This window comes from Pseudomonas sp. Irchel 3F6, assembly GCF_900187595.1.
Classification (GTDB): Bacteria; Pseudomonadota; Gammaproteobacteria; order Pseudomonadales; family Pseudomonadaceae; genus Aquipseudomonas; species Aquipseudomonas siliginis.
Genome location: NZ_FYDP01000001.1, coordinates 886,867 through 913,163, shown reverse-complemented (window position 1 = coordinate 913,163; position 26,297 = coordinate 886,867). Strand labels below are relative to the sequence as shown.

Sequence of the window (26,297 nt, the reverse complement as noted above, 5' to 3'; positions counted from 1 at the left end):
CATCGACATGATGAGGGGAGCAGTGGGATGGACTTTAGAGTGTTGCGTTCAGGGGATAAATCAGGGGCGGAGAACATCACTTATAACGCTGTGTAATCAATCCGCATTTAACATTGAGCGCTTTGCAGAAAGTAGATCGCCCTCCCTGGCTGCAGGCGCGGGGAGGGCGAATGCTACGGCGGGAGGAATCAGTTCTGCGCTTTGCTCATGCGGGTAAATAGCTCGGTTGGGACTTTTTTGCCATTGGAGATGTACTGGTTGGTTCTGAACTTGTAGACCTCACCTTCCGAAAGAAAACCATCGTGGTTGGTGTCCATCGCTTTGAATTCTTCACCGCCCTGAGGTGCCACAGCCAGCAGCTCTTTAAGAGAGACGAGGCCATCATGGTCGGTATCTGTGCGGGCGAAAGAGTCGTCCCCACATTTGCCTTCACCGCACTTGCCTTCGGCAGTAGCGGACTTGTCGCTGGCTTCGCTGGCGCCGCATTTGCCTTCGCCACACTTGCCTTCGCCGGTTTTATCGGCCGATGCCAGTTGGTAGCCTTGGGGCAATGGCTCAACAGCAAAAGCGGCAGACGATGCCAGGCTCATGCCACCGGCTAAAGCAATTGCGGCCAGGCCGAGACTGGTTTTGTTCGACATTGGTTTACGGTACATAGTGCTTCTCCAGATGCTTTGCGCGGCGAGGCCGCGATTCATGCCACAGGGCGGATAGACCCTCAAGGAAGCTCGAGGCGAAGGGCGCAAGCTTCGTCCACTTCGACAGAGCGACCTTATTCGGGCAGGCCTATTTAGCGGGAGCCATGTATCGGCGATGTATCGGCGAGCGGAGCATTTGTAAGCCAATCCCAAGACTTCGCGTTTGGGTACATAGAGATACAAAAACTGACCTCAGCCTTTGCGCGTCAGTCAGGACAACAGCTTTAAAACGGGTGTCGCTGCTACCCCGACGACAGCTTGCTCATGCAGCTTGCGCAGCAGCACCAGTGCGTCAGCAACGAAGCTGGTCACGTCTGATGCACCAGCCTCCGCAGCCAAAGCGTGCAACTGCGCTCGTCCATCCATGTCAGGGAAGTGCTCGATCCGCTGCAACAAACGGAACGCGAGAGGGCTGACCTGGGAGAATTGCACCTGGCCACTCGGCACACGGCTGATCAGCAGCAACGTCGGTTGTTCTGGCGGTTCAGAAGGCAAGTGGCCTGGGCCGAGACGATGTACGGCCCAGGTGTAAGCCAGCGGCCAGACGAGCGGGGAAAGCCTGAGGGGACGGTCGAGTAAATACGCCGCATCACTGGCTTTTAACGGCGCTGCGTCCAACTGTTGCAGCGCCATTTCCACCCATTCGTAATGAGCCAATTCAGGCAAGAACGGGTACCAGGGGTGTTCGTGACCGGGCGAGTCTTCCAGGCTCGCTACGAAGTCTACAAACTCACGAGCTATTTCTCCGAAGCGTGGCGTTTGCGCGCGGTAGTCACGCAAAAAACGCCGTACCAGCCCACGCCAACCGGCATCACCCAGCACGGCAATCAGCACCGGAAACGTTCCACCCAGCAACCCCAACAGATTGTTCAACACCAGGTTGAGGTAGACCTGCGCTCTTGCGGGATTCATCTGCGCAGGCGGCGCATAACTGTCCGGGTCACGCAGGTAACGGGTCAGCGCGAGCTGCTGACTGTGCAGACTTGAAGGGGAGTCAGCCATCGACAGTCACCCGCGCCAAAGCACCCGCGTCGCGTTGCAAGCGCTTGATGATGTTCAACTCAGCCACCAGTTCGTCGTAGGACGGAAAGTTGAAATCGCGCTCCAGCAGGGTTGGCTTCACGCCGAAAAGGTCATAAGCCTGCCCCAGCAATGACCAGACTACCGGTTTGACCGACGCACCATGGGTGTCGATGATCAGGTCCTCGGCTTCGTCGTAATGCCCAGCCACGTGCATGGCGACTACGCGTTCGGGTTCCAGGCCGGCGAGGAAAACCGCTGGATCAAAGCGGTGGTTGACTGAGTTGACGTACACATTGTTAACGTCGAGCAACAGGTCGCAATCGGCCTCGCGGAGCACTGCATTGGTAAAAGCAAGTTCGTCCATGTCCTGATGAGCAGCGGCGTAGTAAGAGACGTTCTCTACAGCAAGACGACGACCGAGAATGTCCTGTGCACGGCGGATGCGCGCAGCAACGTGATGAACGGCCTCCTCAGTGAATGGCAACGGTAGCAGGTCGTATAAATGGCCATCGTCACTGCAGTAACTCAGATGTTCGCTATAGAACGGCACGTTGAAGCGATCGAGGAACCCGCGAACTTGCTCAAGAAAAGGTTCGTCCAGCGGTGCACTGCCACCCAGCGACAGTGACAGGCCATGGCATGACAGCGGGTAGCGTTCAGCCAGCAACTGCAAGGCCTCACCATGAGCGCCACCGATGCCGATCCAGTTCTCTGGAGCAACCTCTAGAAAATCGAAATCACCGACTGGAGCGTCACGAAGCGTGTTGAGCAGTGCACGGCGCAACCCGAGCCCGACGGTCGCCCCAAAGGGGAGCTGTGGATCTAAATGCGTTGGTGATGAAGTGTTCGTTTGCATGAGCTCAATACTCCGATTCGACGTCTGGAACCCCCGATCCACAGCACCTCCACGGTTACCGCTGGCAGCCGGGGGGTGTGAATCGGGCGATTGAAACCCGCCACGGTTCTGCTCAAACGAGGTTGATCACCACGTTGATGTTGTTCCGCGTCGCTTTGGAGTACGGGCATGTCTGGTGTGCGGTATCGATCAGGTCTTGAGCGACGTTGCGATCCAGCCCGGGAAGGAAGACGTTGAGGCGAGCCTGGAGGAAATAAGCACCATCGGTTGTGCCTAGATCCACTTCGGCGTCGACGGCAAGGTCACCCGGGAGGGTGACTTTCAGCTTGTTCGCCGCAATCCCCATCGCGCCGATAAAACAGGCCGACCAACCAGCGGCGAACAACTGCTCTGGGTTGGTACCGGCGCCAGAGGTGCCAGGCGACGACAGCTTTATATCAAGTCGGCCATCGTCACTGAGGGCGGTGCCATTGCGTCCACCCGAAGAGGTATGGACTTTGCCGGTGTACAGCACTTTATCAATATGGGTCATGGCGAAACTCCTGATTAACTAGTGGGGGTTGAGAGCGATACCCTTGATGACGCGATAACACTCAGCGTGCATTCAAACGCTTGAGATACCGACCGATGAATGCATCCAGGCTTAGCTTGCCGGCGCCTGTGAACACGAGTGGCAGAAGTGCGACGAGATAGATCAACGGCAGCTTGAAATTGCCGTAGCCTTTGTTGCTGATGGAGTAGCCCATAGCCAGTTCGCTCAACGTCGACCACTCTGCTGGCCAGTGAACTGCGGCAGTTGCCACGACGGTGACCACTATGAGGATCAGTGCCGAAAGGCGTGTTCCCAGGCCTACAAGCAAAGCAATGGAACAGAGCAGCTCTGCCCACATGGATAACTGCCAATTGAACGTAGCCGGCAGCTGATTGAAGGGAAAAGGAAAGGCCCCTTGAATGCTGGGGAACCAGTTCTCACCGTTCCACTTTTCCCATCCCGCTTCAAAAAACTCCCAGGCCAGAAAAACGCGCAGGCTTAACGGCGCGATCCAGTCTCCAGCACGATCGAGATTAAGGTGCAGCCGATTCAAGACCGATGACGGATTTGTTTGCATTGGTTTAATCCTCCAACTTGTCGTCAAGAAAGTGGAAGCCGTTCAGGTGCTCCCAATGACAGGTGTCAGGCACAGGAGCACTGCGCTGGCCGTGAGCGCAGTTCATCGTGCTGGTGTATCTCGCTTGTGTCTGAGGGGGCGGGAAGATCAATGTTGTGTAACGTGTTTGCGGCCGTACACACTTGGATACAGAGCGATACCTGTCGAAGGCGCTATTTTGGAGTTGGGATAAACGATCGGCTGCGTTCTGCCGGTGACTGGCAGGAGGATTTCACAGGGCGAATGAAAGTCGCAGATGTGGGGGGCGAGGGCGTGGAAATGACTGTTGAATGAGGGGGCACGCCAGGTGCCCACCTTATCTGTCTGGAACCGCCTAAGGGATCAAGCGCATCTCCCGCAGTTCGTCGAACACGTCGAAAAATGCCTGATCGCTCGCCTGGTAGGCAGTGAAGCCCATCAGGCGGCTTTTCGACATATCCGTGACCACTTCGATAGGGCGACCGAGATCTGCATCGGTATGCCATGGGGAAATCAGGCGATCGATATCGGATTCTTTCAAACCGTGCTCGGCGACTATTTGCGCCCATACGGCTTGATCGTCCGCCATCTGCTTCTCTAGAGGAGAAGGTGACGCGGGATAGTCAGCAGCAGGCAGGTCGAAGTATTCGGCAATTCGGCTCCACGTCCATTTCCACCGGAATACATCGCCATTAGTGACGTTGAACGCCTGGTTGGCCGCAGCCGGGGTGGTGGCCGCCCACAGTTGTTGTTTCGCCAACTGCCGCGCATCGGTCATGTCAGTGAGACTGTCCCATTGCACCCTGGAACCGGGAAACACAAAGGGGCGATTGATGTGTTTGCAAATCGAGGCATAGACGGCGAGGGTGGTTGCCATGTTCATCGCGTTGCCCACGGCCACCCCAGTGACGGTGTGCGGGCGATGAACGCTCCACGTGAAGCCGTCCTGTTCAGCAGCGGTGAAGAGTTCGTCTTCCTGAGCGTAATAGAAATTCTCGACATCCAGACGACCCTGCTCTTCGCGAAACGGTGTCTGCGGCAGGCTGCCTTTACCATAGGCTTCGAACGGACCAAGGTAGTGTTTCAGGCCGGTAACCAGTGCTACGTGTTTGACGCTTTTGGCTGGGCGAATGGCGGCGAGGACGTTGCGCACCATGGCGGCATTGACGCGAATGTTCTCGGCCTCCGTGGCTTGCCGCGACCATGTGGTAATGAACACATGAGTGGGTTTCACATCCCTCAGCGCCTGTTCCAAAGAGGCTGGATCCTGAAGGTCCGCCGCGACAGGGATCACGCCTGGCGCTTGCGACGGATGCCTCGAAAGGGCGGCGACCTGCCACTGGTTGTCGATGAGTAACTGGGTGATGGCGCTGCCGACAATGCCGCTGGCGCCCACGACTAGAGCTGTCTGGGTCATAGGTTTCTCCTGAATTCAGGTTTGGGAGTCCGCCTGAGCAGAAGAGGTTCAACCTGAAAATCCGTTAGAGTGTTCCCCACTCCCCGTTAAAGCCTGTGAACAATGACTCGTCCGCTGTTTGTTTCACTTGATGGCCCCAAAGGCGTCGGCAAAACCTCGCTGTTGGAGGCCATCACTGAAGTCCTGAGGGCAGACAACCAGAAAGTGATCCGACTGTGCGAGAAAAAAAGCGACCCGTTCAGGGGCGAGACCATGCATCTGGTGAACCGACTCGTCCGTCATCCTGACCGGGATCTGGAACTGGAAGTCTGCCAACGCCTCGCTGATAGCCGCAGCTGGATTTCCCGAAACGTGCTGACCAGACAACCCACCGACAGCATCATCCTGATCGATCGCTGGTATCCATCCGATGCGGCGTTTCGCCGGATAGTCCCGTTTGCTGAAATCCTGCAATTAAACCGTGATCGCAACGTTCAGGTGCCCGACCTGCATGTTGGCGTGGTCACGGCGGCGGAGATTTCGTGGGCGAGGGCGGGGGCGCGACGGCGTGGCTTGAGCAGTACTGTGCTTCGCGGTCTGGAGGAGCATGTCGCTTGTACTGAGGCGTTTGAGGTGGCCGCTGCCGATCAGGGTTGGTTTTTGTGTCGGAATGAGGGAACGATCGAGGAGGCGACGGGGCGGGTGGTAGGGGAGATTAATCGGGTGGTGAGCCGTCTACGCGTTCCTTAGCGCCAGTCCCTCAGGGCAGATCACGGTCGACTAAGAAAGGCAGCGCGGAAAGTGCCATTGCACAAAAAAACGGGGCTCCAGCGTTGCGAATATGTGCTGGAGCCCCGTATTTATGGGCTATCAGTCAAAACTCAGTTCCTGAGTCTTGATGTGATTGGCCACTGCGCCGGAGATGGCGTCGAAGATTGCTTTTTCATTTTTGCTGTTGACCTCCATGTCGAGATCCAGGGTAATGGCAGCGCTGCGGATCAATACACCTTCATGGTGGTAGCTGACAAACAGTGAGTGCCAGTCTGTGAATTCCACATCCAACACGAGGTAAACCACCGTCACCGAAGCCATGCCCTGATCGTTCTTGATGGGGCCAAAGGCGACAGTCGTACGGCCGTCCTTGGTGCTGGCCTTGTTCCACCAGAAGGTCATGAAGTCGTGGGTACCGGAATCGTTGGGATCCTTGGCCAAGAGCGTCGCGAGCTGCTTGAAACTCTCGAGTTCCGCCGCTCCCAGATACGTGCCAACGATGGTGGTCAGCAAACTACCGATGTCCACGTCACCAGAAGAGACATCCTGCCTGACCTGGCCGCCGCTCGCTGCCTTCACGGTGAAGCCCAGATCGGTCAGTTGGTAAACCACAGCATCGAACCATTGCTTCGTCTGCAGATAGTCCGTATTGGTGATGTCCACGCCCTTGCTTTTCAGGACAGCACGCGCAGCCCCCTGTGCGTAGAGGTTCAGGTGAGAGTATGCGCTGACCTGCTCCGGGGTAGCATCGGTCATGGCATAAACCAACTGCGAGTCGATGGCTGTGGCGTCGATTGTCGTCGTAGTTCCACCGGTTACCACGCTGCCCAGCTTAGGCGGCGCAAGGGCAGGCCATGCGCAGGTGATGATCCTGCTCGTAAATCCCACACCATCGCGAAGATAGGCTTGACGAGAGCGCCAGTCGGGATGGGAAGTGCGGTCGATAGTGAAAGGGACGTCACGCAAGCCTTCGGGAGGGTTACCTATGGACTTATCGATTGCCACGTTGAGCCTCTTCAGAAGCCCGTCGCACTCGCATTTCGCGAAAACATTCAGATGGTAGTTCAGGCCTTCTGTGTTGGTGACTTGCACGTGAGCACCAGCCCCCAGGGCCGCTTGGCAAGTTGAGATGTTCCGACCGAAAAGGCTGAACGTTTTCTGGGACTCGAACTTCACTTCTACATCAGCTTTTGCAGATTCCTTAGTGCACATGATGATCTCCAGCTCATACCCAGGCGTCATTGCTCGGGCATCTAGAAGTTATCAATATCGGACCCTTCGTGAAGCTCAGTCGGTTGAGCAGGGCTCACGAATTGCCCTGAAAATATTGCGCGGCGCTCAAGGTGCTGGAGTGGTCACTTCATCAAGAAACTTGGCAAGGTTACGAACGTCGTTGTCGGCCATTCTTTCAATCACGTCCGCGAGCGCTTTGCGATGCGGCGCGTCATGCATGGCGCCGAGCGTATGCTGTCCACGGCCGAGCAGAAGCCAATCGGCATTGACGTTCAACTCGACGCACAGCTTGGCGAAGTTCTCCATACTGATTGGCTCTGAACGAAACCACCGACTAAGAGCGCTGTCCGTCACACCGATTCGGTGTGACAGCGCGTAGAGTTTTGGAAACCCACGAAGGGTATATGCGAACTGAAGTCTCTCGCCGTAGCTTTTGATGCCATGCATTTCCATATCTTTCTTCGTCCTTTACTCGGAGAGGCATCGAAAGCTTCAGCAGTCCGCAGCCTCTCCGGGTTTAAGGCGGGTGAAGCCCCCAAGAGCGAATCGAGTGTGGTGAGAGGCACATGGGAGCGCGCCAACGATTGCTCTCGGCCATGCTAAAGACGAACTCATGTGCAGTGATATGAACTTTGCCGACTGAGAGCTCAGGTAGGTGTCCGGCCAAGGTGGTGAGAGGTCAAGGTGGGAGAAAAACGACGCTGGATAAGTTTAAGCCCAGACGATGCTGCATACCTTATTTAACATAATATACATTACACGTAACAAGATGTTACAGGGTTAGCGTGGTTGCCCGAGAGATTTGAATCTGCGCGGTCGCTTCAAAACCAGCTTTCCCTGCAAACTGCATTTGTCCCAATCTACAACTCTCAATCTTCACCGCGCGTAAGCATTTCAATCAGCGCTCCATGCTGCGGATACTGTGCGGTCAATTTTGCTCGATCACCTATTTCCATATCGGCAAAATCAAATCCTGGCGAAACCGCTTCGCTGATCAAGCCAAAGCCATTCGAGCCTTCCAGCAATCGAGAGGCTTTCCAAATTCCACCCGGTACGTGCAACTGCAGTTGCTGACCAGCAAAAACATCGCTGCCCATTACCAGCGTTTGCAATGAGCCGTCGGCGTGGATCAGGTTGTATTGGATGGCGTCGCCCAACTGGAAATAATGCAGGATGTCGGACTGGTTGAAATGAAACTGGCCCACTGGCGATTGCTCAGTAAGCAGATAGTAGATCGAGGTCAGCAGATATCGCGGGCCTCGCTGCGTTTCGAGGTAGTCACGATGATCGGCTTGATAGGTTCTGCGGTAATAACCGCCCTCGACATGAGGCTGTAGATTCAGCGCAGCAATCACATCTGTAGCATTCGGCTTGCGCTGAATCATGGCCTTCTCCGTTGCAGGTACGGTTTTTTGTTAGCTCAACTAAACGGTCATTTAGTGTAGTTAACGTATTTTCGACGACGATCGACGCACTTACCCTGCTCCGTTAGAAGTCTACCGCCGCCGACAGCAGATACGTCCTCGGCGTAGAAAGCGTCAACCCCGGCTCACTATCATCCGATGCACCCGCCGAGCTCCAATAGCGTTTATCCAGCACGTTTTCGACACTGGCGCGCAAGGTGATCGTTTTCTCGTCCAGCTTGAAAGCATAGCGCGTGCCTACATCGAATCGTTCCCAAGAGTCGATTTCCTTGTCGTTCGCCTGATCCAGATACTGCGAACTCGAATAGATCGCACGACTGGTCAATGTCAAACCCTGCACAGTCGGCACATCCCACTCCGCGCCGAGGTTGACGTTGTATTTCGGTGTCGCCGGTGCGCGGTTGCCGTCGAATGTGCCGTTGGTGGTGTGGGTCAGTTCGCTATCGATGTACATCACACCGCCCAGCAATCGGAAGCCCTTCAGCGGTTCGCCAAACACGCTCAGTTCTACGCCGTTGTTTTCGCGTTTGCCGTTCGGGCCGAAGACTCGTGTGGTCGCATTGGTTTCGTAGGCAGGTTGTTTGATGCGGAACACCGCTGCCGTCAGGGCGTATGAGCCGGCGTCGTACTTGGCGCCGACTTCGACCTGGCGGCTGATGAATGGCGGGAAGATTTCGTCTTCGTTGATCGACGTCGATGGCGCGATCTTGCCTTGGCTCAGACCTTCCATGTAGTTGGCGTACAGCGAAAGTTTGTCTGTCGCCTTGAACAGAATGCCGCCCGACGGCGAGACTTTTTCCTCATCGTAGGCCGTGTCGCCCTTGATGCCGTCGCTCCAGTCATCGACTTTGACCCGCTGCCAGCGCGCACCCAGAGTCAGCAGCAGTCGATCATCGAAGAACCCGAGCGTGTCGGACAAGGCCACGCCGCTGAAGCGATTTTCGGTGTAGACCTTGGCGTCATTGCGGGTCGGCGTGCCGGGTCTGGCTATTTCCACCGGGTCGTAGAGATTGCTGCGCCCGGCCGCGTAACGGGCGCCGCCGTTTTCGAAGTCCATATAAAAGTAGTTGGCCGCCAGGTTCACTTCATGGCTGACCGGTCCGGTCTGGAACCAGTTGCGCACCCCAGCGGTAGCCGTGCGAACGTTTTCGTCGCGAGTGAAGTCGCGCGGCTGGACGCTGAAGTCGCCGGCGTCATTGGTCACTGAAACCGCGTGGCGCAAGAAGTCGTGATTGCTTTTGCGTGCGCCGACGCCGCCATACAGCATGACCGAATCGCTGACATCGAACTCGCCGTTGAGCGTGCCGAAAGTGTCTTTGGTTCGCGCCCGGCTCCAGGGTTGCGCATAGTTGTCGCGCACATCATTGGCGTTCGGCACCTTGGCGTTGGTCGCGACTTGCACGCGTTCCTGCGGTGCGTCGGTGTCGCGTTCGGTGTGGCCGATATCGGTGGAAAGTCGCAAGCGTTCACCACGGAAATCCAGACCGAGTACTGCCATGTCGCGATCGACACTCTGATGATCCCATTCTGTATCACCGGACTGTTTAACCCCGTTGAAGCGCACCCCGAATTGATTGTCTTCGCCAAAACGCCGTCCGACATCCACCGCGCCGCCGACTTGATTGTTCGAGGCGTAATTGGCTGTCAGCGAGGTGATCGGCTTGTCGGTCGCGCGTTTCGGCACGACGTTGATCCCCCCTCCTACACTGCCCCGTGGCGAAATCCCGTTGATCAATTGGCTCGGGCCTTTGAGGATGTCGACGCGATCGGCCATTTCCATATCAATCGTGTAAGTCGGCAACACACCGTAGAGGCCGTTGTAGGCAACATCACTGTTGAACAGGCTGAAACCACGGATGGTGAATTGCTCATAGCGGCCACCGGCAGGGTTGGTGGCGCGTACCGAAGGGTCGGTACTGATCAGATCGCCGAGCGTGCGCGCCTGTTGGTTTTTCACCGTTTCGCTGGTGTAGGTGGTCATGCTGAACGGGGTTTCCATGAAATCCCTGGAACCCAACAACCCTTGCGAGCCACGCCGCGCGACCTGACCGCCAGCAAACACGTCGGCATCCGCTGAACCGCTCGCGCCGAGAATGGATGTCGGCGCAAGTTGCAAGGTGCTGCCTTGCGCTGCGGGCACCAGCGTATAAGCCTGATCGCCGACCGGTTGCAGCTGCAAACCCGAACCCAGCAACAACCGGCTGAACCCCTCCTCCACGCCATATTCACCGGACAAACCATTGCTGTTGCGGCCGCTGACCAGTGCCGGATCCACCGACAGATTGACGCCGGCGAGACCGGCGAAGCGCGTCAGCGCTGTACTCAGACTACCGGCCGGCACCTGATAACTGCGGCGACTGCCATCGTCGGCCCAGCTCGATTGGATCAACACGGGGCTGGCACTCAGGCTCAGCAAAAGGCTCAACTGCAACAACGGACGCAAACGACCTGGAAATACTGCGGGCATTGGAAGAAGCTCTCGATTTTGTTCACTTGCCTGGAATGACCAGCGAGGCGAAAAAAAGGGACAGGCTTCAGCCAGTTTTTTCTGCACGCGGTACCAGTGACACCCAAAATCGCGTTCGCGTATGCACATCGACGGGCAAACTGGCAGCCAGCAGTGCCAGCACTTGATCGGTATCGTCGAGGCGAAAGCTGCCAGTGACGCGCAGCGATTCCAGCGCCGGATCCCAGCGCAGAACACCCGAGCGGTAGCGACTCAGCTCGCGGAGGAAATCACCCAGCGGCTGGTTTTGCGCCATCACCACACCGTCGCGCCACCCGGGCATCAACGCATCGAACGCCGTCACCGCCCCGGCGCCCGAAGCTTGCAGGCTGACTTGCTGGCCTTGCTGCAATACCAGCGCCGGGCCGTGCAGTGGCTGCAATTGCACCGAACCACGCAGCACGCAGACCTGGCAATCGCGCGCATTGAGGCGCACCGAGATGTCGCTGTGTTTGACGATCATCCGTCCATAAGGCGCGTTGACGATAAAGGCTGAATCGCCTGCCGCGTTGAGCGCCATCTCGCCACGAATCAGCGTCAACTGACGTGCCGCCAGATCGACATTAACCGCGCTGTCGGTGTTGAGTTGCAATGAATAATCCTGGGCCAACTGCACTTTGCGCCGCTCGCCAGTGCTGGTGTGCAGGTCGGCGCGCCAGACCTCCAGCGGCAGCTCCCGACTGATCAACCACACTGCCGGCACTAGCGCTGCCACGCCCAAAGCACGCTTGAGAGCAGCGCGCCGCGCCGGATCCGGCCGGTCCAGCGTGGCCAGGGCAAGCGCCGGGGGCAAGCCTGCAAAGCGTTGACGCAGTTGTTGAATTTTCTGCCACGCGTTCTCGTGGCGACTGTCACTGGTACGCCAATGCTGCAATCGGGCGTGATCTTCATCACTGGCACCACCGGACTCGAGCAGTGCCAGCCATTGCGCCGCTGCCCGCGCCACTTCCCGCGTTTCCTCGCTGGGGGCAACGCGCATCACAGATCCGCCAGCAAGCAATGCTCGTACGCTTGGGCCATGTAACGTTTCACCGTGCGCTCGGAAACCTGCAAGCGCTCGGCAATCTCGCGGTAGCCAAGGCCCTCGAGTTGACTCCAAAGAAATGCCCGGCGCACCGGGCGCGGCAAGCCATCGAGCAATTCATCCAGCGCCTGCAAGGTTTCCAGCAGCAACCAGCGCTGCTCCGGCGACGGTGCGCACGCTTCCGGCAATTGCGCCAAGGCATCGAGGTAGGCTTTTTCCAGGTGGCGCCGCGTGTAGAAATTGCTCAGCAACCGTTTGCCGACGGTGAGCAGATAAGCGCGCGGCTCGCGCAATTCAGCCAGTGGCGGCGCGTTGCACAGGACGCGGACAAAGGTGTCTTGACTGAGGTCCGCCGCATCCCACGCATTGCCCATGCGCCGGCGCAGCCAGGTTTCCAGCCAGCCGCGGTGCTCGCGATACAACTGCTGCAGGCTCTGCTCCGACGGTGACGTAGCTTCAATCATCTCAAGAGACCCTGCGCGAAGGTGGATTCAAATGAGACTGATTCTATTTAACTTCTGCGAGGACACAAAGCCTTTTTCTGCTCAGCGCTTGAGCGTTTCGCTCGGCAGCTCCTTGAAAAGCGCGCGGTAACTGCTGGAAAACCGCCCCAGATGCCAGAACGACCAGCGCATCGCCACTTCGGCAACGGTGGTTTCGCAAGGTCGGCGCTTGAGCAATTCACGGTGCGCACTGTTCAACCGCCTCAGGCGTAACCAATGGCTCGGGGTCATCCCGGTGTAGGCCTTGAAAGCTTGTTGCAACTGGCGCAGGGGTACGCCGGCAACGTGGGAAAGTTCGAGCAGATTGACCGTGTCTTCCGGCGAATCAGCCGCCCACTCCCCTACTCGCTTCATGATTTGGCGTTCGTTGTTGCGCTGCTGCAATCCTCCACGATCAAGACGGGTTTGAGCGTTGTCGAGGATGAACAGGCAGTCCTCGAGCAGTTGCCGAGTCAGGCGATCTTTATCAAGTGGATCAGCAGCTTGCGACAACTTCGTGAGAATCGAGCTTAGCCAGCCGCTGAACAAAGCGTTCTGTCCGCAGTTCAGCGGCGCCATGAACAAACCTTCGAGCTTTGCCACTTGCAAACCGTGCTCGCGGACAAAATCCGGACCGAACACCACAGCGATTTCCCGGTAGTTCTCCGGGGTGATCCAGATGTTGCGGCTCTCTTCGTTGAGCAGATACAGCGCGTTGTCGCTGCGATCGAAACAGAACGCCAGAGCCCCGGATGGCGCACTGAAGTTTTGCTCGACCCGGGTGTTCATCTGTTCTTCATAAACCTCGACGCCCTGCAGATCCAGATAGCGAATCTGCCCGGCGAAATGCCCCGGCGACATCTGCTGGTAATGCTGGACCCAGCCCGGTGTAGCGCGGATTTGCTCGGCCACGTCGGCGGTATTGAACGCTTGAACCTGAAGCGGATTGCACGTTGTCATGGGGTGACCCTGCGCACTCTTTTGGTGCGCTTTGGTGCTGCTGAAAGTGGATAGATGGAATCGCAAGCCGCGCCCAAGATAGTCGCCAACGCGCCACAGGGGAAGGAGCGGAAGATGAAACCCGCCCTCCCCGGCGTCTACAAAACCAATAACGAGGTCTTTATGAACGCCCCTTTCGATCAGCTGTTCACCTGGCTGAAAGATCACAAGATTACCGAAGTCGAATGCGTGGTCAGCGACCTGACCGGCATCGCCCGCGGCAAGATTGCACCGACCAACAAGTTCCTGCATGAGCGCGGCATGCGCCTGCCGGAAAGCGTGCTGCTGCAAACGGTAACCGGGGATTTTGTCGACGACGACATCTACTACGACCTGCTCGACCCGGCTGACATCGACATGGTCTGCAAGCCGGTTTCCGACGCCGTCTACGTCATTCCTTGGGCAATCGAGCCGACTGCCATCGTCATCCACGACACCTTCGACAAGTTCGGCAACCCGATCGAACTGTCGCCGCGCAATGTGCTGAAGAAAGTCCTGCAGCTTTATACCGACAAGGGCTGGAAGCCGATTGTCGCGCCGGAAATGGAGTTCTATCTGACCCAACGCTGTGAAGACCCGGACCTGCCGCTCAAGGCACCGCTGGGTCGTTCGGGTCGTGCGGAAAGCGGTCGCCAGTCATTCTCGATCGATGCCGCCAACGAATTCGATTCGCTGTTCGAAGACGTCTACGACTGGTGCGAACTGCAAGGTCTGGATCTCGACACGCTGATCCACGAAGACGGCCCGGCGCAGATGGAAATCAACTTCCGCCACGGCGATGCGCTGGATCTGGCTGACCAGATCACCGTGTTCAAACGCACCCTGCGCGAAGCAGCGCTCAAGCACAACGTCACCGCGACGTTCATGGCCAAACCGATCGGCGACGAGCCCGGCAGCGCCATGCACCTGCACCAGAGTGTGGTCGAGATCGCGACGGGTCAGCCGATCTTTGCCGATGCCGAGGGCAACATGAGCGAGCTGTTCCGTCATCACATCGGTGGCTTGCAGAAATACATCCCGAAAGTGCTGCCGATGTTCGCGCCGAACGTCAATTCGTTCCGCCGCTTCCTGCCGGACACCTCGGCACCGGTCAACGTCGAATGGGGTGAAGAGAACCGCACGGTGGGCCTGCGTGTGCCGACTTCCGGGCCTGAATCGATGCGCGTGGAGAACCGCTTGCCCGGTGCCGACGCCAACCCGTATCTGGCGATTGCCGCGAGCCTGCTGTGCGGCTACATCGGCATGGTCGAGAAGATCGAGCCGAGCGCGGCGGTCGAAGGCCGGGCCTATGAACGCCGCAACCTGCGCCTGCCCATCACCATCGAAGAAGCCCTGACGCAGATGGAAGACTGCCCGAAAGTCGCCGAATACCTGGGCAGCAAATTCGTCCGCGGCTACGTCGCGGTCAAACGCGCCGAGCATGAAAACTTCAAGCGCGTGATCAGCTCGTGGGAGCGAGAGTTCCTGCTGCTGAGCGTCTGACGGCGCAGCCGTCCCTGTGGGAGCGAGCCTGCTCGCGAAGACGTCGGCACACTCACCATAGATGTCGACTGAAACACCGCTTTCGCGAGCAGGCTCGCTCCCACATGGGATTGTGCAGCGCCTGAGAATTTGATCGTTCCCACGCTCCCGCGTGGGAATGCATCCCGGGACGCTCTGCGTCCCATCCAAAGCCGAACGCCGAGCGTCCGTTGCGGCATTCCCACGCAGAGCGTGGGAACGATCATTACAAGAAGAGGTGTCGATATGCGTCTATTGAAATCCGTACTCCCGGTCGCACTGAGCGCGCTGTTCAGTGCCGTAGCCCACGCCGAGCCCCAGGTCAGCGTCTACAACTGGACCGACTACATCGGCGAAACCACCCTCGCCGACTTCCAGAGCAAGACCGGGATCAAGGTGATCTACGACGTCTTCGACTCCAACGAAACCCTTGAAGGCAAACTCCTCGCCGGCCGGACCGGTTACGACGTGGTCGTGCCGTCCAACCACTTCCTCGCCCGTCAGGTAAAGGCCGGCGCGTTCATGAAGCTCGATCGTTCACAGTTATCAAACTGGAAGAACTTGGACCCGAAACTGCTTGAATTGCTAGAGAAAAATGATCCAGGCAATGCGCACTCGGTTCCCTATTTGTGGGGCACCAACGGCATCGGTTACAACGTCGACAAGGTCAAGCAAGTGCTCGGCATCGACCACATCGATTCCTGGGCCGTGTTGTTTGAACCGGAGAATCTGAAGAAGCTCAGCCAGTGCGGTGTGTCGATGATGGACTCCGCCGACGAAGTCTTCCCGGCCATCCTCAACTACATGGGCATGGATCCGCGCAGTGAAAACCCTGAAGACTACAAAAAGGCCGAAGCCAAGCTGCTGAGCATCCGTCCGTACATCACCTATTTCCATTCTTCCAAGTACGTGTCGGACCTGGCCAATGGCGACATCTGCGTCGCGTTCGGTTACTCCGGCGATGTGTTCCAGGCGGCCAACCGCGCCAAGGAAGCGAAGAACGGCGTCAATATCGCTTACGCCATTCCCAAGGAAGGCGCCAACCTGTGGTTTGATCTGCTGGCGATTCCGGCCGACGCGAGCAACGCCAAAGAGGCCCATGCCTTCATCAATTACCTGCTAGATCCGCAAGTAATCGCCAAGGTCAGCGCCACCGTCGGCTACGCCAACCCGAACCCTGCGGCCAAGCCGTTCATGGATCAGGAACTGGTCAACAATTCTGAGGTTTATCCGCCGCAGTCGGTGCTCGACAAACTCTACATTTCCTCGACCCCGCCCCAGGCGATCATGCGTCTGATGACCCGGTCGTGGAGCAAAGTGAAGTCGAACAAATGAATCAGCACAGCGTACAACACACCCGTTCCTGGTACGCCGCTTCTGCGCGGGCGACCACGCCCTACGCTGCGCTCGACGGAGATTTGATTGCCGATGTCTGCGTGATCGGCGGCGGCTTCACGGGCGTCAACACGGCGATTGAACTGGCGCAGCGTGGTCTGTCGGTGGTGCTGCTCGAGGCGCGACGTATCGGCTGGGGCGCCAGCGGGCGCAACGGTGGTCAGCTGATTCGCGGCATCGGCCATGAAGTCGAGGGTTTCGCTCGCTACGTCGGCCAGGACGGCGTGCGCTATCTGCAGCGCGCCGGCATCGATTCGGTGGAGCTGGTGCGCCAGCGCATCACTGCAAACGCCATCGACTGTGATCTGCGCTGGGGCTTTTGCGAACTGGCCAACACCGCCGCGCAATTTGCCGCGTTCCAGCAAGAGCAGGACAGCCTTGCCGAACTCGACTATGCCCACGAAACCAGGCTGGTCGGGCCGGAGCAGATCCGTGCGCAAGTGGTCGACGCCGGTGTGTACGCCGGCGGATTGATCGACATGGGTTCGGGCCATTTGCATCCGCTTGATCTGGTGCAAGGTGAGGCGCGTCTCGCCGCGTCGCTGGGCGTGCGTATCTTTGAGCAGAGTCCGGTGCTGGAAATCCTCCATGGCCCGACCGTCGAGGTGCGCTGCGCCACCGGTTCAGTGCGCGCCGGCAGCCTGGTGCTTGGCTGCAACGCGCATCTAGATGACCTTGAGCCGAAACTCAGCGGCAAAGTTCTGCCCGCTGGCAGTTACATCATTGCCACCGAGCCGCTGGGCGAAACTCGCGCCGCGCAGTTGATCCCGCAGAACCTGGCGCTGTGCGATCAGAAAGTCGGGCTCGATTATTACCGTCTCTCGGCGGATCGACGTCTGCTGTTCGGCGGTGCTTGTCATTACTCCGGGCGCGATCCGGCGGATATCGCCGCCTACATGCGACCGAAAATGCTCAAGGTGTTCCCGCAACTGGCCGACGTGCGCATCGACTACCAATGGGGCGGGAAGATCGGTATTACCGCCAATCGTTTCCCCCAGGTTGGCCGGCTCAAACAGCACCCGAACGTGTTTTACGCGCAGGGCTATTCCGGCCATGGCCTCAACGTCACCCATTGGTGCGCGAAATTGCTGGGCGAAGCCATTCACGCCGGGCATAGCCAAGGCATGGACGTGTTCAGCAGCGTGCCGCACATGACCTTCCCCGGTGGCCCGGCGTTGCGTTCGCCGCTGTTGGCGCTGGGCATGTTCTGGTATCGCCTGCGCGAAATGCTCGGTTAACAGGCGCTTACACTGATCGTTCCCACGCTCTGCGTGGGAATGCAGCCCGGGACGCTCCGCGTCCCAAACTCGATCAAAAGATCTCAGCCTTCGGCAGCTCCTGGACTGCAATCGCGTCCCACGCCAGCTATACACATTTGCTCTATCGCCAAGCACTTCTATATTGATGAAGTGCTTTTGCGTTCCTGACGCTCAGTGCCCGATTAATTGAGGAGGACATGGATGAAGTCGTCAGCCAGCGACGAGCCGCGAGCACCCGGTCAGGCGCCGGTCAAAACCCGCCGATTCGGTATCTCGCTGGTATGGATCGTGCCGATCGTGGCGGTGCTGGTGGGCATTTCGCTGGTGATTCACAACATCCTCCAGGAAGGCCCGACGATCACCGTCACCTTCAAGACCGGCGATGGCCTGACCGCCAACAAGACCGAAGTCAGGTACCGCAACGTAGTCATCGGCCATGTCTCCGATGTTGAACTGGCCAACGACCATAAACACGTCAACGCCACGATCAAACTCGCCAAGCAGGCCGAAGCCTTCACCCGCGAGGACTCGCAATTCTGGGTGGTACGTCCGCGCATCGGCGCCGGCGGGGTATCGGGCATCGACACATTGCTGTCGGGCGACTACATCGGTGCCGACATTGGCCAGGCCAATACCCGCTCAAAAAACTTCAAGGGTCTGGAGAACCCGCCGCCGATCACCTATGGCGAACCGGGCAAGCGTTTCACCCTGCACACCGCCGACCTCGGCTCGCTGGACATCGGCTCCCCCGTCTATTACCGCAAGATCCCGGTCGGCCAAGTGGTGTCCTATGCCTTGGACCAGGACGGCAAAGGGGTCAACATCGAAGTCTTCGTGCATTCTCCGAACGACGCCTACGTCACCGAAAACACTCGTTTCTGGAACGCCAGCGGCATCGACATCAATGTCGGTGCCAACGGCTTTGCGGTGAAAACCGAGTCGCTGTCGACCCTGCTGGTGGGCGGCATCGCTTTCCGCGCTCCGGATTACAGTCCCAACGATTCGCCAGCCAGTGAAGACAAGGGTTTCGAACTGTTCGCCGACCAGGCCACCGCCCTCGCCCCGCCCAACGGCAAGGCACAGTATCTGTCGCTGCGCTTCGATCAAGCCTTGCGCGGGCTCAAGGTTGACGCGCCGGTGGAGTTCCTCGGAGTTGAAATCGGCCGGGTGGTGGCGGTCAATCTCGACTTCGACGAGGTCAAGCGCACCTTCCCGGTGAATGTCGGCATCGTCATCTATCCGCAGCGCCTGGGTCGCGCCCACGCGAAAATGCTCAAGGCTTACCATGGCGACGAAAACGACGAGGCCACCGGCGCGCGCTTGATCGGCACGTTCATCGAAAATGGCCTTCGCGCCCAGGCCCGCAACGGCAACCTGCTCACCGGTCAGTTGTATATCTCCCTGGATTTCTACCCCAAAGCGCCGAAAGTCGCTTTTGACCCTACGGCACGGCCGGTCACCATTCCGACCGTCCCCGGCAGCCTCGAGCAATTGCAGGAAAAACTCGAGGCGATGGTCAACAAGATCAACGCGCTGCCAGTGGAGCGCATCGCCAGCAACCTCGACGGCAATCTGGTCGAACTGCGCAAAGGCCTGAAGCAGTTCAACGCCAGGACCCTGCCGGGTGTACAGAGCACCCTCGCCGACGTCAGCAAGACCTTGCAGTCCGCCAATTCGACCCTGGCCGAGGATTCACCGCAACGTGAGCAGTTGACCGAAACCCTCGACGAACTCGGGCGCATGTCGCGCTCGTTGCGAGAGCTGTCGGATTACCTCGGTCGCCACCCTGAGTCGCTGATTCGCGGACGCCCCGACAACGCCGCGCCGCTGGACCTCAAAGGACCGCCACGCAATTGAGCACAGGAGCTGCATCCATGGTTTTACCGTTGAAGATCTCCCTGCTCGCTGCGCTCGTGCTGCTGGCCGCGTGCCGTAGCGACCCGATCAGCTTCCATACGCTGACCCCGGCGCAACCGGGTGCCAGCCGCAACGGCGCCGACATCGCCATCGAAAGCATCAGTGTGCCGCCGCAGGTCGATCGCGCGCAGATCGTGATTCGCCAAGGCAACAGCGGCGTGGCCATCCTGGATACCGATTGGTGGAGCGCCACCCTTGCCGATGAGTTGCGCGGTGCGCTGGTCGATCAATTGAGCGGCGGCGTCGGCCAGCAGCGCGCTTCCGTGCGAATCGACGTGCAGCGCTTCGATTCGATTCCCGGTCAGTACGCCTTGATCGACGTGAAATGGCGAGTGCGCCCATTAGGTGCGGCGGACGCGGCCCTGCTGAGCTGTCGCTCGGTGTTGCAGACGCCTTCAGGGCCGAGCATCGACGAACTGGTAACCGCGCAACAGAACAACATCAAACGCCTCGCTGCGCACATCGCGCAGGGTGCCAGCGGCTCGCGCTGCCCGCCGCAGACCTGACACCGTTTACAAATCGAAGCGATCCACCGCCCGCCGCCGCTCGTTGTCATCGCGCACATCGTAGTTGGCAGTCGTCTGGATATTGCTGTGATGCGCCAGTTTCTGTGCGATCGACAGGTCGTGCTCTTCGATCACCCGGGTGATGAATGAACGACGGAAGTCATGGGGCATGATTTTCACCCCGACCTGCGTACCGCGCTGGCGGGCAATGTAGTAAATCGCGTGTTTGGTGATGCGCTCGCGGGTGATGTGGCTGCCCCGGCGAATACGGTTGAACAGAAACGCATCGTCGCTCTCGCCTTCCTTGAGCTGTGAACGACGCAGTTCCAGCCAGGCGTCGAGCTTGGCAAAGGCCCAGGCCGGCGCGTACTTGATCAACTGTTTGTTGCCCTTGCCGGTCACCGTCAGGCTGCGTTCGTGAAAGTCGACCTGGCTCAGATCCAGATCCACCGATTCCGACTTGCGCATGCCGGTGCCGTACAGCAGCGCAATCACCGCCGCATCACGCAGGCCCTGCGGGCGCGGGTCGGCAGCGCAGACCTCCATCAGTTCATGAATCAGCGTGCGCTTGAGGTTGCGCCCCTGGGACAGCCGCGTGCCGGCTATGCCCTTGACCGACCGCATCTTCAGCAGGTGATCCTGACTGATCAGGCTCATGCGCCATGCTTCGTTCATCACCCCGCGTACGGCGTTCACGTACAGCGACGAGGTGTTCGGTGCATAACCATCGGCACGCAAAGCGGCGACCAGCGACACCACGTCTTCCGGTTGCAGGCCGTGCCAGGGGATTTCTTCGATATCGACGTCCTCGAAACCGAGGCGGTCAGCGGCGTCTTGCAGCACATAACGCATGGTCAACTGGCTGGAAGGTGCCAGTCGCGCCAGGTAAACGGTCAGCGGATTGTTGTTGGACGGTGCAGGTTGGGTACTCGACAAATCACTCAAACGAAACGGCCTTGAAATAAAAAACGATTCAACAAAAACAATAAATGCATGAAATGAAACGCAAAAAACGGCATGACTCGATGACAAGGGTTACCGCGAAAGGCCGACAACCTGCCGTTCGAGGCCATAAAAGTCAATCGGGCATTCCCCGAACGGTCTGTTTGCTGCTTTATCAGCACGGTAGGCGAACTGAAACATCGCGCTCTTATGTTCAGTGCAGGGAACTGCGAGCAGGAGTGCGGCATGAAGATCACGGTGTTTGGCAGTGGTTATGTCGGTCTGGTGCAGGCGGCGGTGCTGGCCGAGGTCGGTCACGACGTCGTGTGCATGGATGTCGACGCGCAGAAGATCGAGCAATTGGGCCAGGGGCACGTCAGTATTTACGAGCCGGGGCTGGCCAGTCTGGTGCGTGAAGGCCTGGATTCGAAACGCCTGCAATTCACCACCGATGAGCGGTTTGCGGTGTTGCATGGGCGGGTGGCGTTCATCGCGGTGGGCACGCCGTCACGCGAGGATGGTTCGGCGGATCTGCGCTACGTCCTCTCGGTTGGCGACGCGATTGCCCGGCATCGCGAGCAGCCATTGATCGTGGTGGAAAAGTCCACGGTGCCGGTGGGCACGGGCGACGCTTTGCGCAGCCACATCGAAAAGGCCCTGATCAAGATTGGCCGCCTGCTGCAGTTCGATATTGTCTCCAACCCGGAATTTCTCAAGGAAGGTTCAGCGGTTGCTGATTGCCGGCGACCGGATCGCATCGTCATTGGTTGCGAAGGCGCTGAAGTGCGCGATGTGATGCGCGATCTGTACGCGCCGTTCAACCGCAACCATGACCGCATCCTGTTCATGGACTTGCGCAGTGCCGAGCTGACCAAATACGCCGCCAACTGCATGCTGGCGACCAAGATCAGCTTCATCAACCAGATCGCCGAACTCGCCGAGCATCTGGGCGCAGATATCGAAGCAGTGCGCCAGGGCATCGGTGCCGATACGCGGATTGGCTATCACTTTATCTATCCGGGTTGCGGCTACGGCGGTTCGTGTTTTCCCAAGGACATGCGCGCGTTGATTCACAGTGCCGAGCAGGCACATTGCTCCAGTGATCTGCTGCAAGCGGTCGAGGCGATCAACCAGCGCCAGAAGCACAAGCTGTTTGAGCGCATCAACGCCTTCTACCGGGGCGATTTGCGCGGCAAGACCTTTGCCCTGTGGGGCCTGGCGTTCAAACCCAACACCGACGACATGCGCGACGCGCCGAGCCGGGTTCTGCTCGAAGACTTATGGGCTGCCGGTGCCAGCGTGCGCGCGTTTGATCCGGAGGCCATGGTCGAAACGCAAAAGCTCTATCCAGATGAGTCGAAGCTGATGTTGATGGGCACGCCGGAATCGGTACTGGCCGGCGCCGATGCGTTGATCATCTGCACCGAATGGCAACAGTTCAAGGCCCCGGATTTCGAGCTGATCAAACAGCGCCTCAACAGCCCGGTGATCTTTGACGGCCGCAACCTGTACGACGCCGAGCGCCTGGCGCGCAATGGCTTTCAGTATTTCCCGATGGGGCGCGGTGAGTCTTGCAAGTTGCCGATCACCTTGCGGCAGTGGCCCGCGGCTTCGGATGTGGCTTGAACTGGCCCTGTGGGAGTCATTGCAAATTGTGAGCTACACAGACCCTGTGGGAGCGAGCCTGCTCGCGAATACGGTATGTCAGCGACATAGCAGGTGACTGATCCGCCGCCTTCGCGAGCAGGCTCGCTCCCACAGGGAAATCATGTGCTCCGAGAGACGCTGGTGTATCAGCTTGACCGGTGGCGGCTGCCCAGAGAGGATGGCGTTCGCCCTAGGCAATCCGAATAAGGACATTCCCCCTCCCTTGGCCATCTATTCGCCGTTCATTCGCCGGTTGATGCTCAGCTCGCTGACCGTGGTCATCAGCCGCGCCCTGATCAGCCCGCTGCTGACGCTGTTCCTCAGCAATAAGCTTGGCCTCGATCCGGAGGATGTAGGTTTGCTGCTCGGTATCGCCGTGTTCAGCGCAACATTGCTGTCGCTGTACGGTGGCTACATCATCGACAAGCTGGACAAGCGCCAGTTGCTGGTCCTGGCCATGCTCTCCAGCGGTATCGGCCTGATCCTGCTGACCTTCGCGCAGAATCTGTATGTGGTCACCCTGGTGCTGATCATCAGCGAAACCGCGTCGGCGCTGTTCCTCATCGGCTCCAAGGCGATCCTCAGTGAAAACCTGCCGGTGGGCCAGCGGGTCAAGGCGTTTTCCCTCAATTACACGCTGACCAATATCGGCTATGCCGTCGGCCCGATGATTGGCGTGGTGATTGCCGGGGTGCAGCCGTCCGCGCCTTTCATCGTCGCTGGTGCGATCGCCATCGGCAGTATTTTTCTGCTGCTCGGCGCGGCCCGCGCTGCCCCTCCACTAACTGCCGCCAGCGCGCCGCAGAGTTTTCTCAACACCCTGGTGATCCTGAAAAGCGACCGCACCATGGTGCTGTTCACCCTCGGTTGCCTGCTGAGCACGTTGGTGCACGGTCGCTTCACCTTGTACCTGTCGCAATACCTGCTGGTCACCCACACCCAGCAACAAACGCTCGACACCATGGCCGCCCTGCTCGCCTGCAACGCAATCACGGTGATCCTGCTGCAGTACCAGGTGGGTCGCTGGCTCAGTCGCGAACACCTGCGTCACTGGATTGCCGGCGGCACCGCGCTGTTCATCGTCGGGTTGATCGGTTTCAGTGTGGCGGACAGCCTGCTCGGCTGGTGCGTGGCGATGTTCATCTTCACCTTGGGCGAAATGATCATTTACCCGGCAGACTTCCTCTTCGTCGATACCCTCGCCCCGGAGGCACTGCGCGGCAGTTACTACGGCGCGCAGAACCTGGCGGCACTCGGCGGTGGGGCGAGCCCGGTGCTGTGCGGGTTTCTGCTGATGCACACGCCGGCGCCGAGCATGTTCTACGCCCTGAGCGGCTTGGCGGCGCTGGGCGGTTATCTGTGCTTCGTCAGCGCTCGGCGCACCGCTTCAATGCAAAAATAGTGCACTAAAACTGCACTTATATGAATTTGTCAGCATCGATTTTGATCGGCAAACTACGCGCGTTCCTCCCCCAATGTTGGAACGCTTCTAGGGCTTTCCGGATTTGCCGGACAAGTCCTTTTTTTTGCCCCGGATTTTGTAAAGGATCAGTTCTACATGCTTGCTCGCTGGTTGCCCGCTGCCATCAACACCCGCCCTACTGAATGGAGCCGTGCCGCGATCGGCATGGCCCTGGGCACGCTGTTCAGCGTGTGGATGTGCGCGCAGGTGTTCGGCCATGACGTTGCGTTTCACCTGGTCGGCCCGCTCGGCGCTTCGGCGGTGCTGCTGTTCGCGGTGTCCTCGGGCGCCCTCGCCCAGCCATGGTCGATTCTCGGCGGCTACCTGTGTGCTGGCGTGGTCGCCTTGCTGGTCGCCCATGTGCTTGGCCGTACGCTGGGCAGCGCCTGCCTTGCTGCCGGCATGGCGGTGATTCTCATGTGCTGGCTGCGTTGCCTGCACCCACCGGCCGGCGCCTTGGCGTTGACGCTGGTGCTGGCCGACCCGGCAACCATCGCCATGGACTGGAAAGCCATGGAGCCGGTGATGCTCGGCGCGCTGTGCATGCTCGTCAGCGCGCTGGCCTATAACAACCTGACCCGCATCCGTTATCCGAAACGCGCTGCTGACCCGGCTCCGCCAGTGGTCCCGATCGATAGCCAGGCGATCACCGCAGCAGACCTGAAACTGGCGCTGGCCGACATGGAAGCCTTCATCGACGTCACCCCCGAAGACCTCGAACGCCTGATTCACGCCAGCGAACTGCACGCCAAGCGGCGCAGCATTACCGAAACGTTCAGATGATCCCTTTGTAGGAGCTGACGAGTGCAACGAGGCTGCGATCTGTTGATTTCAAAAAACAAGATCAAAAGATCGCAGCCTCGTTGCACTCGTCAGCTCCTACACAAATAGCGTGCCTAAGAGAAAAACGCAGATTCCCCCTGCACATATCCCCGTTGTACACGACAAATTTGCACTGTTACGATCCGCTAACGCCCGCGCGCGGGCTTTTCGAATAAAGACAATAAAAGCAGGGAGTTACTGATGACAGCTCAGGCTTCATCCCGGCGGACCCCGTCCATGGATGCCATGCAAAACGACGTGCTGGCCGAGGTGCGCAATCATATCGGCCACCTGACCCTCAACCGCCCTGCGGGCCTCAATGCCATCACCCTCGAGATGGTGCGTCTGCTGCAACAGCAGCTCGATGCCTGGGCGTCTGACGCCGATGTTCACGCCGTGGTATTGCGCGGCGCTGGTGAAAAGGCCTTCTGCGCCGGTGGCGATATTCGTTCGCTGTACGACAGCTACAAAAGCGGCGACACGCTGCACGAAGATTTCTTCGTCGAGGAATACGCCCTCGACCTGACCATTCATCACTACCGCAAACCGGTGCTGGCCCTGATGGACGGTTTTGTCCTCGGCGGCGGCATGGGCCTGGTGCAAGGCGCCGATCTGCGTGTGGTCACCGAAAAGAGCCGTTTGGCGATGCCGGAAGTGGCCATCGGCTATTTCCCTGATGTCGGCGGCAGTTACTTCCTGCCGCGCATCCCCGGTGAGCTGGGGATTTATCTGGGCGTCAGCGGCGTGCAGATTCGCGCCGCCGATGCGCTGTACTGCGGCCTCGCCGACTGGTATCTGGACAGCAGCAAACTTGCGCTGCTCGACGAGAAATTCGACCAGATGGAGTGGCAGGACACGCCGCTCAAGTCGCTGCAGAACCTGCTGGCCAAGCACGCCGTGCAAACTCTGCCCGATGCACCCCTCCAAGTGTTGCGCCCGGCCATCGACCATTTCTTTGCCCTGCCCGACGTGCCGAGCATGATCGAGCAATTGCGCGCCGTCACCGTCGCCGACAGCCACGAATGGGCGGTCACCACGGCGGATCTGCTGGAAACCCGCTCGCCGCTGGCCATGGCCGTGACCCTGGAAATGCTCCGTCGCGGCAGGCACCTGAGTCTGGAGAATTGCTTTGCGCTGGAGCTGCATCTGGACCGCCAGTGGTTTGCCCGTGGCGACCTGATAGAAGGCGTGCGCGCCCTGCTGATCGACAAGGACAAGTCACCGCGCTGGAACCCGCCGACCGTCGCTGAGCTGGACGCTGCGCAGGTGGCGAGTTTCTTCCATGGTTTTGATGAGAGCGGGAGCTGA

At 58.9% G+C, this 26,297-nt stretch carries 24 protein-coding genes; 10 read left to right on the top strand and 14 right to left on the bottom strand.

Going from position 1 to position 26,297, the window contains the following annotated elements:
* Positions 1-188 precede the first annotated feature (188 nt).
* The 6 genes from CKW30_RS04055 to CKW30_RS04030 all read right to left on the bottom strand — a co-directional run bounded on the left by CKW30_RS04055 (position 189) and on the right by CKW30_RS04030 (position 5,121).
* A complete protein-coding gene (locus CKW30_RS04055; RefSeq protein WP_041480354.1) occupies positions 189-656 on the bottom strand; it encodes a hypothetical protein in 468 nt (155 codons plus the stop codon).
* 252 nt (positions 657-908) lie between these two features.
* Entirely contained in the window at positions 909-1,700 is a 792-nt protein-coding gene (locus tag CKW30_RS04050) for a DUF2063 domain-containing protein (RefSeq protein WP_095180032.1), read from the bottom strand.
* Entirely contained in the window at positions 1,693-2,577 is an 885-nt protein-coding gene (locus tag CKW30_RS04045) for a DUF692 domain-containing protein (RefSeq protein WP_095180031.1), read from the bottom strand. Before CKW30_RS04045 ends, CKW30_RS04050 begins: the two co-directional genes overlap by 8 nt.
* A 112-nt stretch (positions 2,578-2,689) precedes the next feature.
* The gene (locus CKW30_RS04040) at positions 2,690-3,109 is read right to left on the bottom strand and encodes an organic hydroperoxide resistance protein (RefSeq protein WP_041480357.1); all 420 of its coding nucleotides are present in this window, start codon (positions 3,107-3,109) and stop codon (positions 2,690-2,692) included.
* Positions 3,110-3,170: 61 nt separating this feature from the next.
* A complete protein-coding gene (locus tag CKW30_RS04035; protein WP_095180030.1) occupies positions 3,171-3,686 on the bottom strand; it encodes a DoxX family protein in 516 nt (171 codons plus the stop codon).
* Between the two features lie 373 nt (positions 3,687-4,059).
* On the bottom strand, positions 4,060-5,121 hold the full coding sequence (locus CKW30_RS04030) for an SDR family oxidoreductase (protein ID WP_095180029.1): 1,062 nt from the start codon (positions 5,119-5,121) through the stop codon (positions 4,060-4,062).
* Between the two features lie 102 nt (positions 5,122-5,223).
* On the opposite strand from CKW30_RS04030, the gene CKW30_RS04025 reads away from it, so the two are divergent.
* Positions 5,224-5,850, top strand: a complete 627-nt coding sequence (locus CKW30_RS04025; RefSeq protein ID WP_095180028.1) for a dTMP kinase — start codon at positions 5,224-5,226, stop codon at positions 5,848-5,850.
* 120 nt (positions 5,851-5,970) lie between these two features.
* Here CKW30_RS04025 and CKW30_RS04020 read toward each other — a convergent pair whose 3' ends face one another.
* From CKW30_RS04020 to CKW30_RS03990, 7 genes are all read right to left on the bottom strand, one after another.
* Positions 5,971-7,083: a hypothetical protein gene (locus CKW30_RS04020; RefSeq protein WP_143497877.1), complete on the bottom strand. Its 1,113-nt coding sequence runs from the start codon at positions 7,081-7,083 to the stop codon at positions 5,971-5,973.
* Between the two features lie 126 nt (positions 7,084-7,209).
* The gene (locus CKW30_RS04015) at positions 7,210-7,551 is read right to left on the bottom strand and encodes a helix-turn-helix domain-containing protein (RefSeq protein ID WP_159894614.1); all 342 of its coding nucleotides are present in this window, start codon (positions 7,549-7,551) and stop codon (positions 7,210-7,212) included.
* A gap of 422 nt (positions 7,552-7,973) precedes the next feature.
* The gene (locus CKW30_RS04010; RefSeq protein ID WP_095180025.1) at positions 7,974-8,489 is read right to left on the bottom strand and encodes a cupin domain-containing protein; all 516 of its coding nucleotides are present in this window, start codon (positions 8,487-8,489) and stop codon (positions 7,974-7,976) included.
* 103 nt (positions 8,490-8,592) lie between these two features.
* Positions 8,593-10,995, bottom strand: coding sequence for a TonB-dependent receptor (locus CKW30_RS04005; protein ID WP_095180024.1), 2,403 nt, complete (start codon positions 10,993-10,995; stop codon positions 8,593-8,595).
* A 67-nt stretch (positions 10,996-11,062) separates the two neighbouring features.
* A complete protein-coding gene (locus CKW30_RS04000; protein WP_056786014.1) occupies positions 11,063-12,013 on the bottom strand; it encodes a FecR domain-containing protein in 951 nt (316 codons plus the stop codon).
* On the bottom strand, positions 12,013-12,522 hold the full coding sequence (locus CKW30_RS03995) for a sigma-70 family RNA polymerase sigma factor (protein WP_095180023.1): 510 nt from the start codon (positions 12,520-12,522) through the stop codon (positions 12,013-12,015). The genes CKW30_RS04000 and CKW30_RS03995 overlap by 1 nt, the downstream gene beginning before the upstream one ends.
* Positions 12,523-12,603: 81 nt before the next feature.
* Positions 12,604-13,500, bottom strand: a complete 897-nt coding sequence (locus CKW30_RS03990) for a helix-turn-helix domain-containing protein (protein ID WP_056786010.1) — start codon at positions 13,498-13,500, stop codon at positions 12,604-12,606.
* Positions 13,501-13,662: 162 nt separating this feature from the next.
* Here CKW30_RS03990 and CKW30_RS03985 point away from each other — a divergent pair, with 162 nt between their 5' ends.
* The 5 genes from CKW30_RS03985 to CKW30_RS03965 all read left to right on the top strand — a co-directional run bounded on the left by CKW30_RS03985 (position 13,663) and on the right by CKW30_RS03965 (position 20,116).
* Positions 13,663-15,021 (top strand): glutamine synthetase family protein, encoded by a 1,359-nt coding sequence (locus tag CKW30_RS03985; protein WP_095180303.1) that lies wholly within the window; start codon positions 13,663-13,665, stop codon positions 15,019-15,021.
* A gap of 264 nt (positions 15,022-15,285) precedes the next feature.
* Complete coding sequence (locus CKW30_RS03980) at positions 15,286-16,374, top strand: polyamine ABC transporter substrate-binding protein (RefSeq protein WP_095180022.1); 1,089 nt, start codon at positions 15,286-15,288, stop codon at positions 16,372-16,374.
* The gene (locus tag CKW30_RS03975) at positions 16,371-17,672 is read left to right on the top strand and encodes an FAD-binding oxidoreductase (RefSeq protein WP_095180021.1); all 1,302 of its coding nucleotides are present in this window, start codon (positions 16,371-16,373) and stop codon (positions 17,670-17,672) included. Before CKW30_RS03980 ends, CKW30_RS03975 begins: the two co-directional genes overlap by 4 nt.
* Positions 17,673-17,894: 222 nt before the next feature.
* Positions 17,895-19,550: an intermembrane transport protein PqiB gene (locus CKW30_RS03970; protein ID WP_095180020.1), complete on the top strand. Its 1,656-nt coding sequence runs from the start codon at positions 17,895-17,897 to the stop codon at positions 19,548-19,550.
* Between the two features lie 17 nt (positions 19,551-19,567).
* Positions 19,568-20,116 (top strand): membrane integrity-associated transporter subunit PqiC, encoded by a 549-nt coding sequence (locus CKW30_RS03965; protein ID WP_095180019.1) that lies wholly within the window; start codon positions 19,568-19,570, stop codon positions 20,114-20,116.
* Positions 20,117-20,122: 6 nt separating this feature from the next.
* On the opposite strand, the gene xerC is transcribed toward CKW30_RS03965, so the two are convergent.
* Positions 20,123-21,061, bottom strand: a complete 939-nt coding sequence (gene xerC, locus CKW30_RS03960; RefSeq protein ID WP_371857514.1) for a tyrosine recombinase XerC — start codon at positions 21,059-21,061, stop codon at positions 20,123-20,125.
* A gap of 243 nt (positions 21,062-21,304) precedes the next feature.
* Here xerC and CKW30_RS03955 point away from each other — a divergent pair, with 243 nt between their 5' ends.
* The 4 genes from CKW30_RS03955 (at position 21,305) to CKW30_RS03940 (ending at position 26,297) form a co-directional block, all read left to right on the top strand.
* Complete coding sequence (locus CKW30_RS03955) at positions 21,305-22,684, top strand: UDP-glucose 6-dehydrogenase (protein ID WP_095180018.1); 1,380 nt, start codon at positions 21,305-21,307, stop codon at positions 22,682-22,684.
* Between the two features lie 244 nt (positions 22,685-22,928).
* Positions 22,929-24,107: an MFS transporter gene (locus CKW30_RS03950; protein WP_095180017.1), complete on the top strand. Its 1,179-nt coding sequence runs from the start codon at positions 22,929-22,931 to the stop codon at positions 24,105-24,107.
* Positions 24,108-24,263: 156 nt separating this feature from the next.
* A complete protein-coding gene (locus CKW30_RS03945) occupies positions 24,264-24,950 on the top strand; it encodes an HPP family protein (RefSeq protein ID WP_095180016.1) in 687 nt (228 codons plus the stop codon).
* 240 nt (positions 24,951-25,190) lie between these two features.
* Entirely contained in the window at positions 25,191-26,297 is a 1,107-nt protein-coding gene (locus CKW30_RS03940; protein ID WP_095180015.1) for an enoyl-CoA hydratase/isomerase family protein, read from the top strand.

What these genes read in the sequence shown, in the direction of transcription:
- CKW30_RS04050 (WP_095180032.1), bottom strand. Translation starts at nt 1,700, where the DNA reads ATGGCTGACTCCCCTTCAAGTCTGCACAGTCAGCAGCTCGCGCTGACC.
- CKW30_RS03990 (WP_056786010.1), bottom strand. Translation starts at nt 13,500, where the DNA reads ATGACAACGTGCAATCCGCTTCAGGTTCAAGCGTTCAATACCGCCGAC.
- CKW30_RS03955 (WP_095180018.1), top strand. Translation starts at nt 21,305, where the DNA reads ATGAAGATCACGGTGTTTGGCAGTGGTTATGTCGGTCTGGTGCAGGCG.
- CKW30_RS04000 (WP_056786014.1), bottom strand. Translation starts at nt 12,013, where the DNA reads ATGCGCGTTGCCCCCAGCGAGGAAACGCGGGAAGTGGCGCGGGCAGCG.
- CKW30_RS04045 (WP_095180031.1), bottom strand. Translation starts at nt 2,577, where the DNA reads ATGCAAACGAACACTTCATCACCAACGCATTTAGATCCACAGCTCCCC.
- CKW30_RS04010 (WP_095180025.1), bottom strand. Translation starts at nt 8,489, where the DNA reads ATGATTCAGCGCAAGCCGAATGCTACAGATGTGATTGCTGCGCTGAAT.
- CKW30_RS04005 (WP_095180024.1), bottom strand. Translation starts at nt 10,995, where the DNA reads ATGCCCGCAGTATTTCCAGGTCGTTTGCGTCCGTTGTTGCAGTTGAGC.
- CKW30_RS04015 (WP_159894614.1), bottom strand. Translation starts at nt 7,551, where the DNA reads ATGCATGGCATCAAAAGCTACGGCGAGAGACTTCAGTTCGCATATACC.
- CKW30_RS03975 (WP_095180021.1), top strand. Translation starts at nt 16,371, where the DNA reads ATGAATCAGCACAGCGTACAACACACCCGTTCCTGGTACGCCGCTTCT.
- CKW30_RS03980 (WP_095180022.1), top strand. Translation starts at nt 15,286, where the DNA reads ATGCGTCTATTGAAATCCGTACTCCCGGTCGCACTGAGCGCGCTGTTC.
- CKW30_RS04030 (WP_095180029.1), bottom strand. Translation starts at nt 5,121, where the DNA reads ATGACCCAGACAGCTCTAGTCGTGGGCGCCAGCGGCATTGTCGGCAGC.
- CKW30_RS04035 (WP_095180030.1), bottom strand. Translation starts at nt 3,686, where the DNA reads ATGCAAACAAATCCGTCATCGGTCTTGAATCGGCTGCACCTTAATCTC.
- CKW30_RS04055 (WP_041480354.1), bottom strand. Translation starts at nt 656, where the DNA reads ATGTACCGTAAACCAATGTCGAACAAAACCAGTCTCGGCCTGGCCGCA.
- CKW30_RS04020 (WP_143497877.1), bottom strand. Translation starts at nt 7,083, where the DNA reads ATGTGCACTAAGGAATCTGCAAAAGCTGATGTAGAAGTGAAGTTCGAG.
- CKW30_RS03970 (WP_095180020.1), top strand. Translation starts at nt 17,895, where the DNA reads ATGAAGTCGTCAGCCAGCGACGAGCCGCGAGCACCCGGTCAGGCGCCG.
- CKW30_RS04040 (WP_041480357.1), bottom strand. Translation starts at nt 3,109, where the DNA reads ATGACCCATATTGATAAAGTGCTGTACACCGGCAAAGTCCATACCTCT.
- CKW30_RS03985 (WP_095180303.1), top strand. Translation starts at nt 13,663, where the DNA reads ATGAACGCCCCTTTCGATCAGCTGTTCACCTGGCTGAAAGATCACAAG.
- CKW30_RS03965 (WP_095180019.1), top strand. Translation starts at nt 19,568, where the DNA reads ATGGTTTTACCGTTGAAGATCTCCCTGCTCGCTGCGCTCGTGCTGCTG.
- CKW30_RS04025 (WP_095180028.1), top strand. Translation starts at nt 5,224, where the DNA reads ATGACTCGTCCGCTGTTTGTTTCACTTGATGGCCCCAAAGGCGTCGGC.
- CKW30_RS03945 (WP_095180016.1), top strand. Translation starts at nt 24,264, where the DNA reads ATGCTTGCTCGCTGGTTGCCCGCTGCCATCAACACCCGCCCTACTGAA.
- CKW30_RS03940 (WP_095180015.1), top strand. Translation starts at nt 25,191, where the DNA reads ATGACAGCTCAGGCTTCATCCCGGCGGACCCCGTCCATGGATGCCATG.
- CKW30_RS03995 (WP_095180023.1), bottom strand. Translation starts at nt 12,522, where the DNA reads ATGATTGAAGCTACGTCACCGTCGGAGCAGAGCCTGCAGCAGTTGTAT.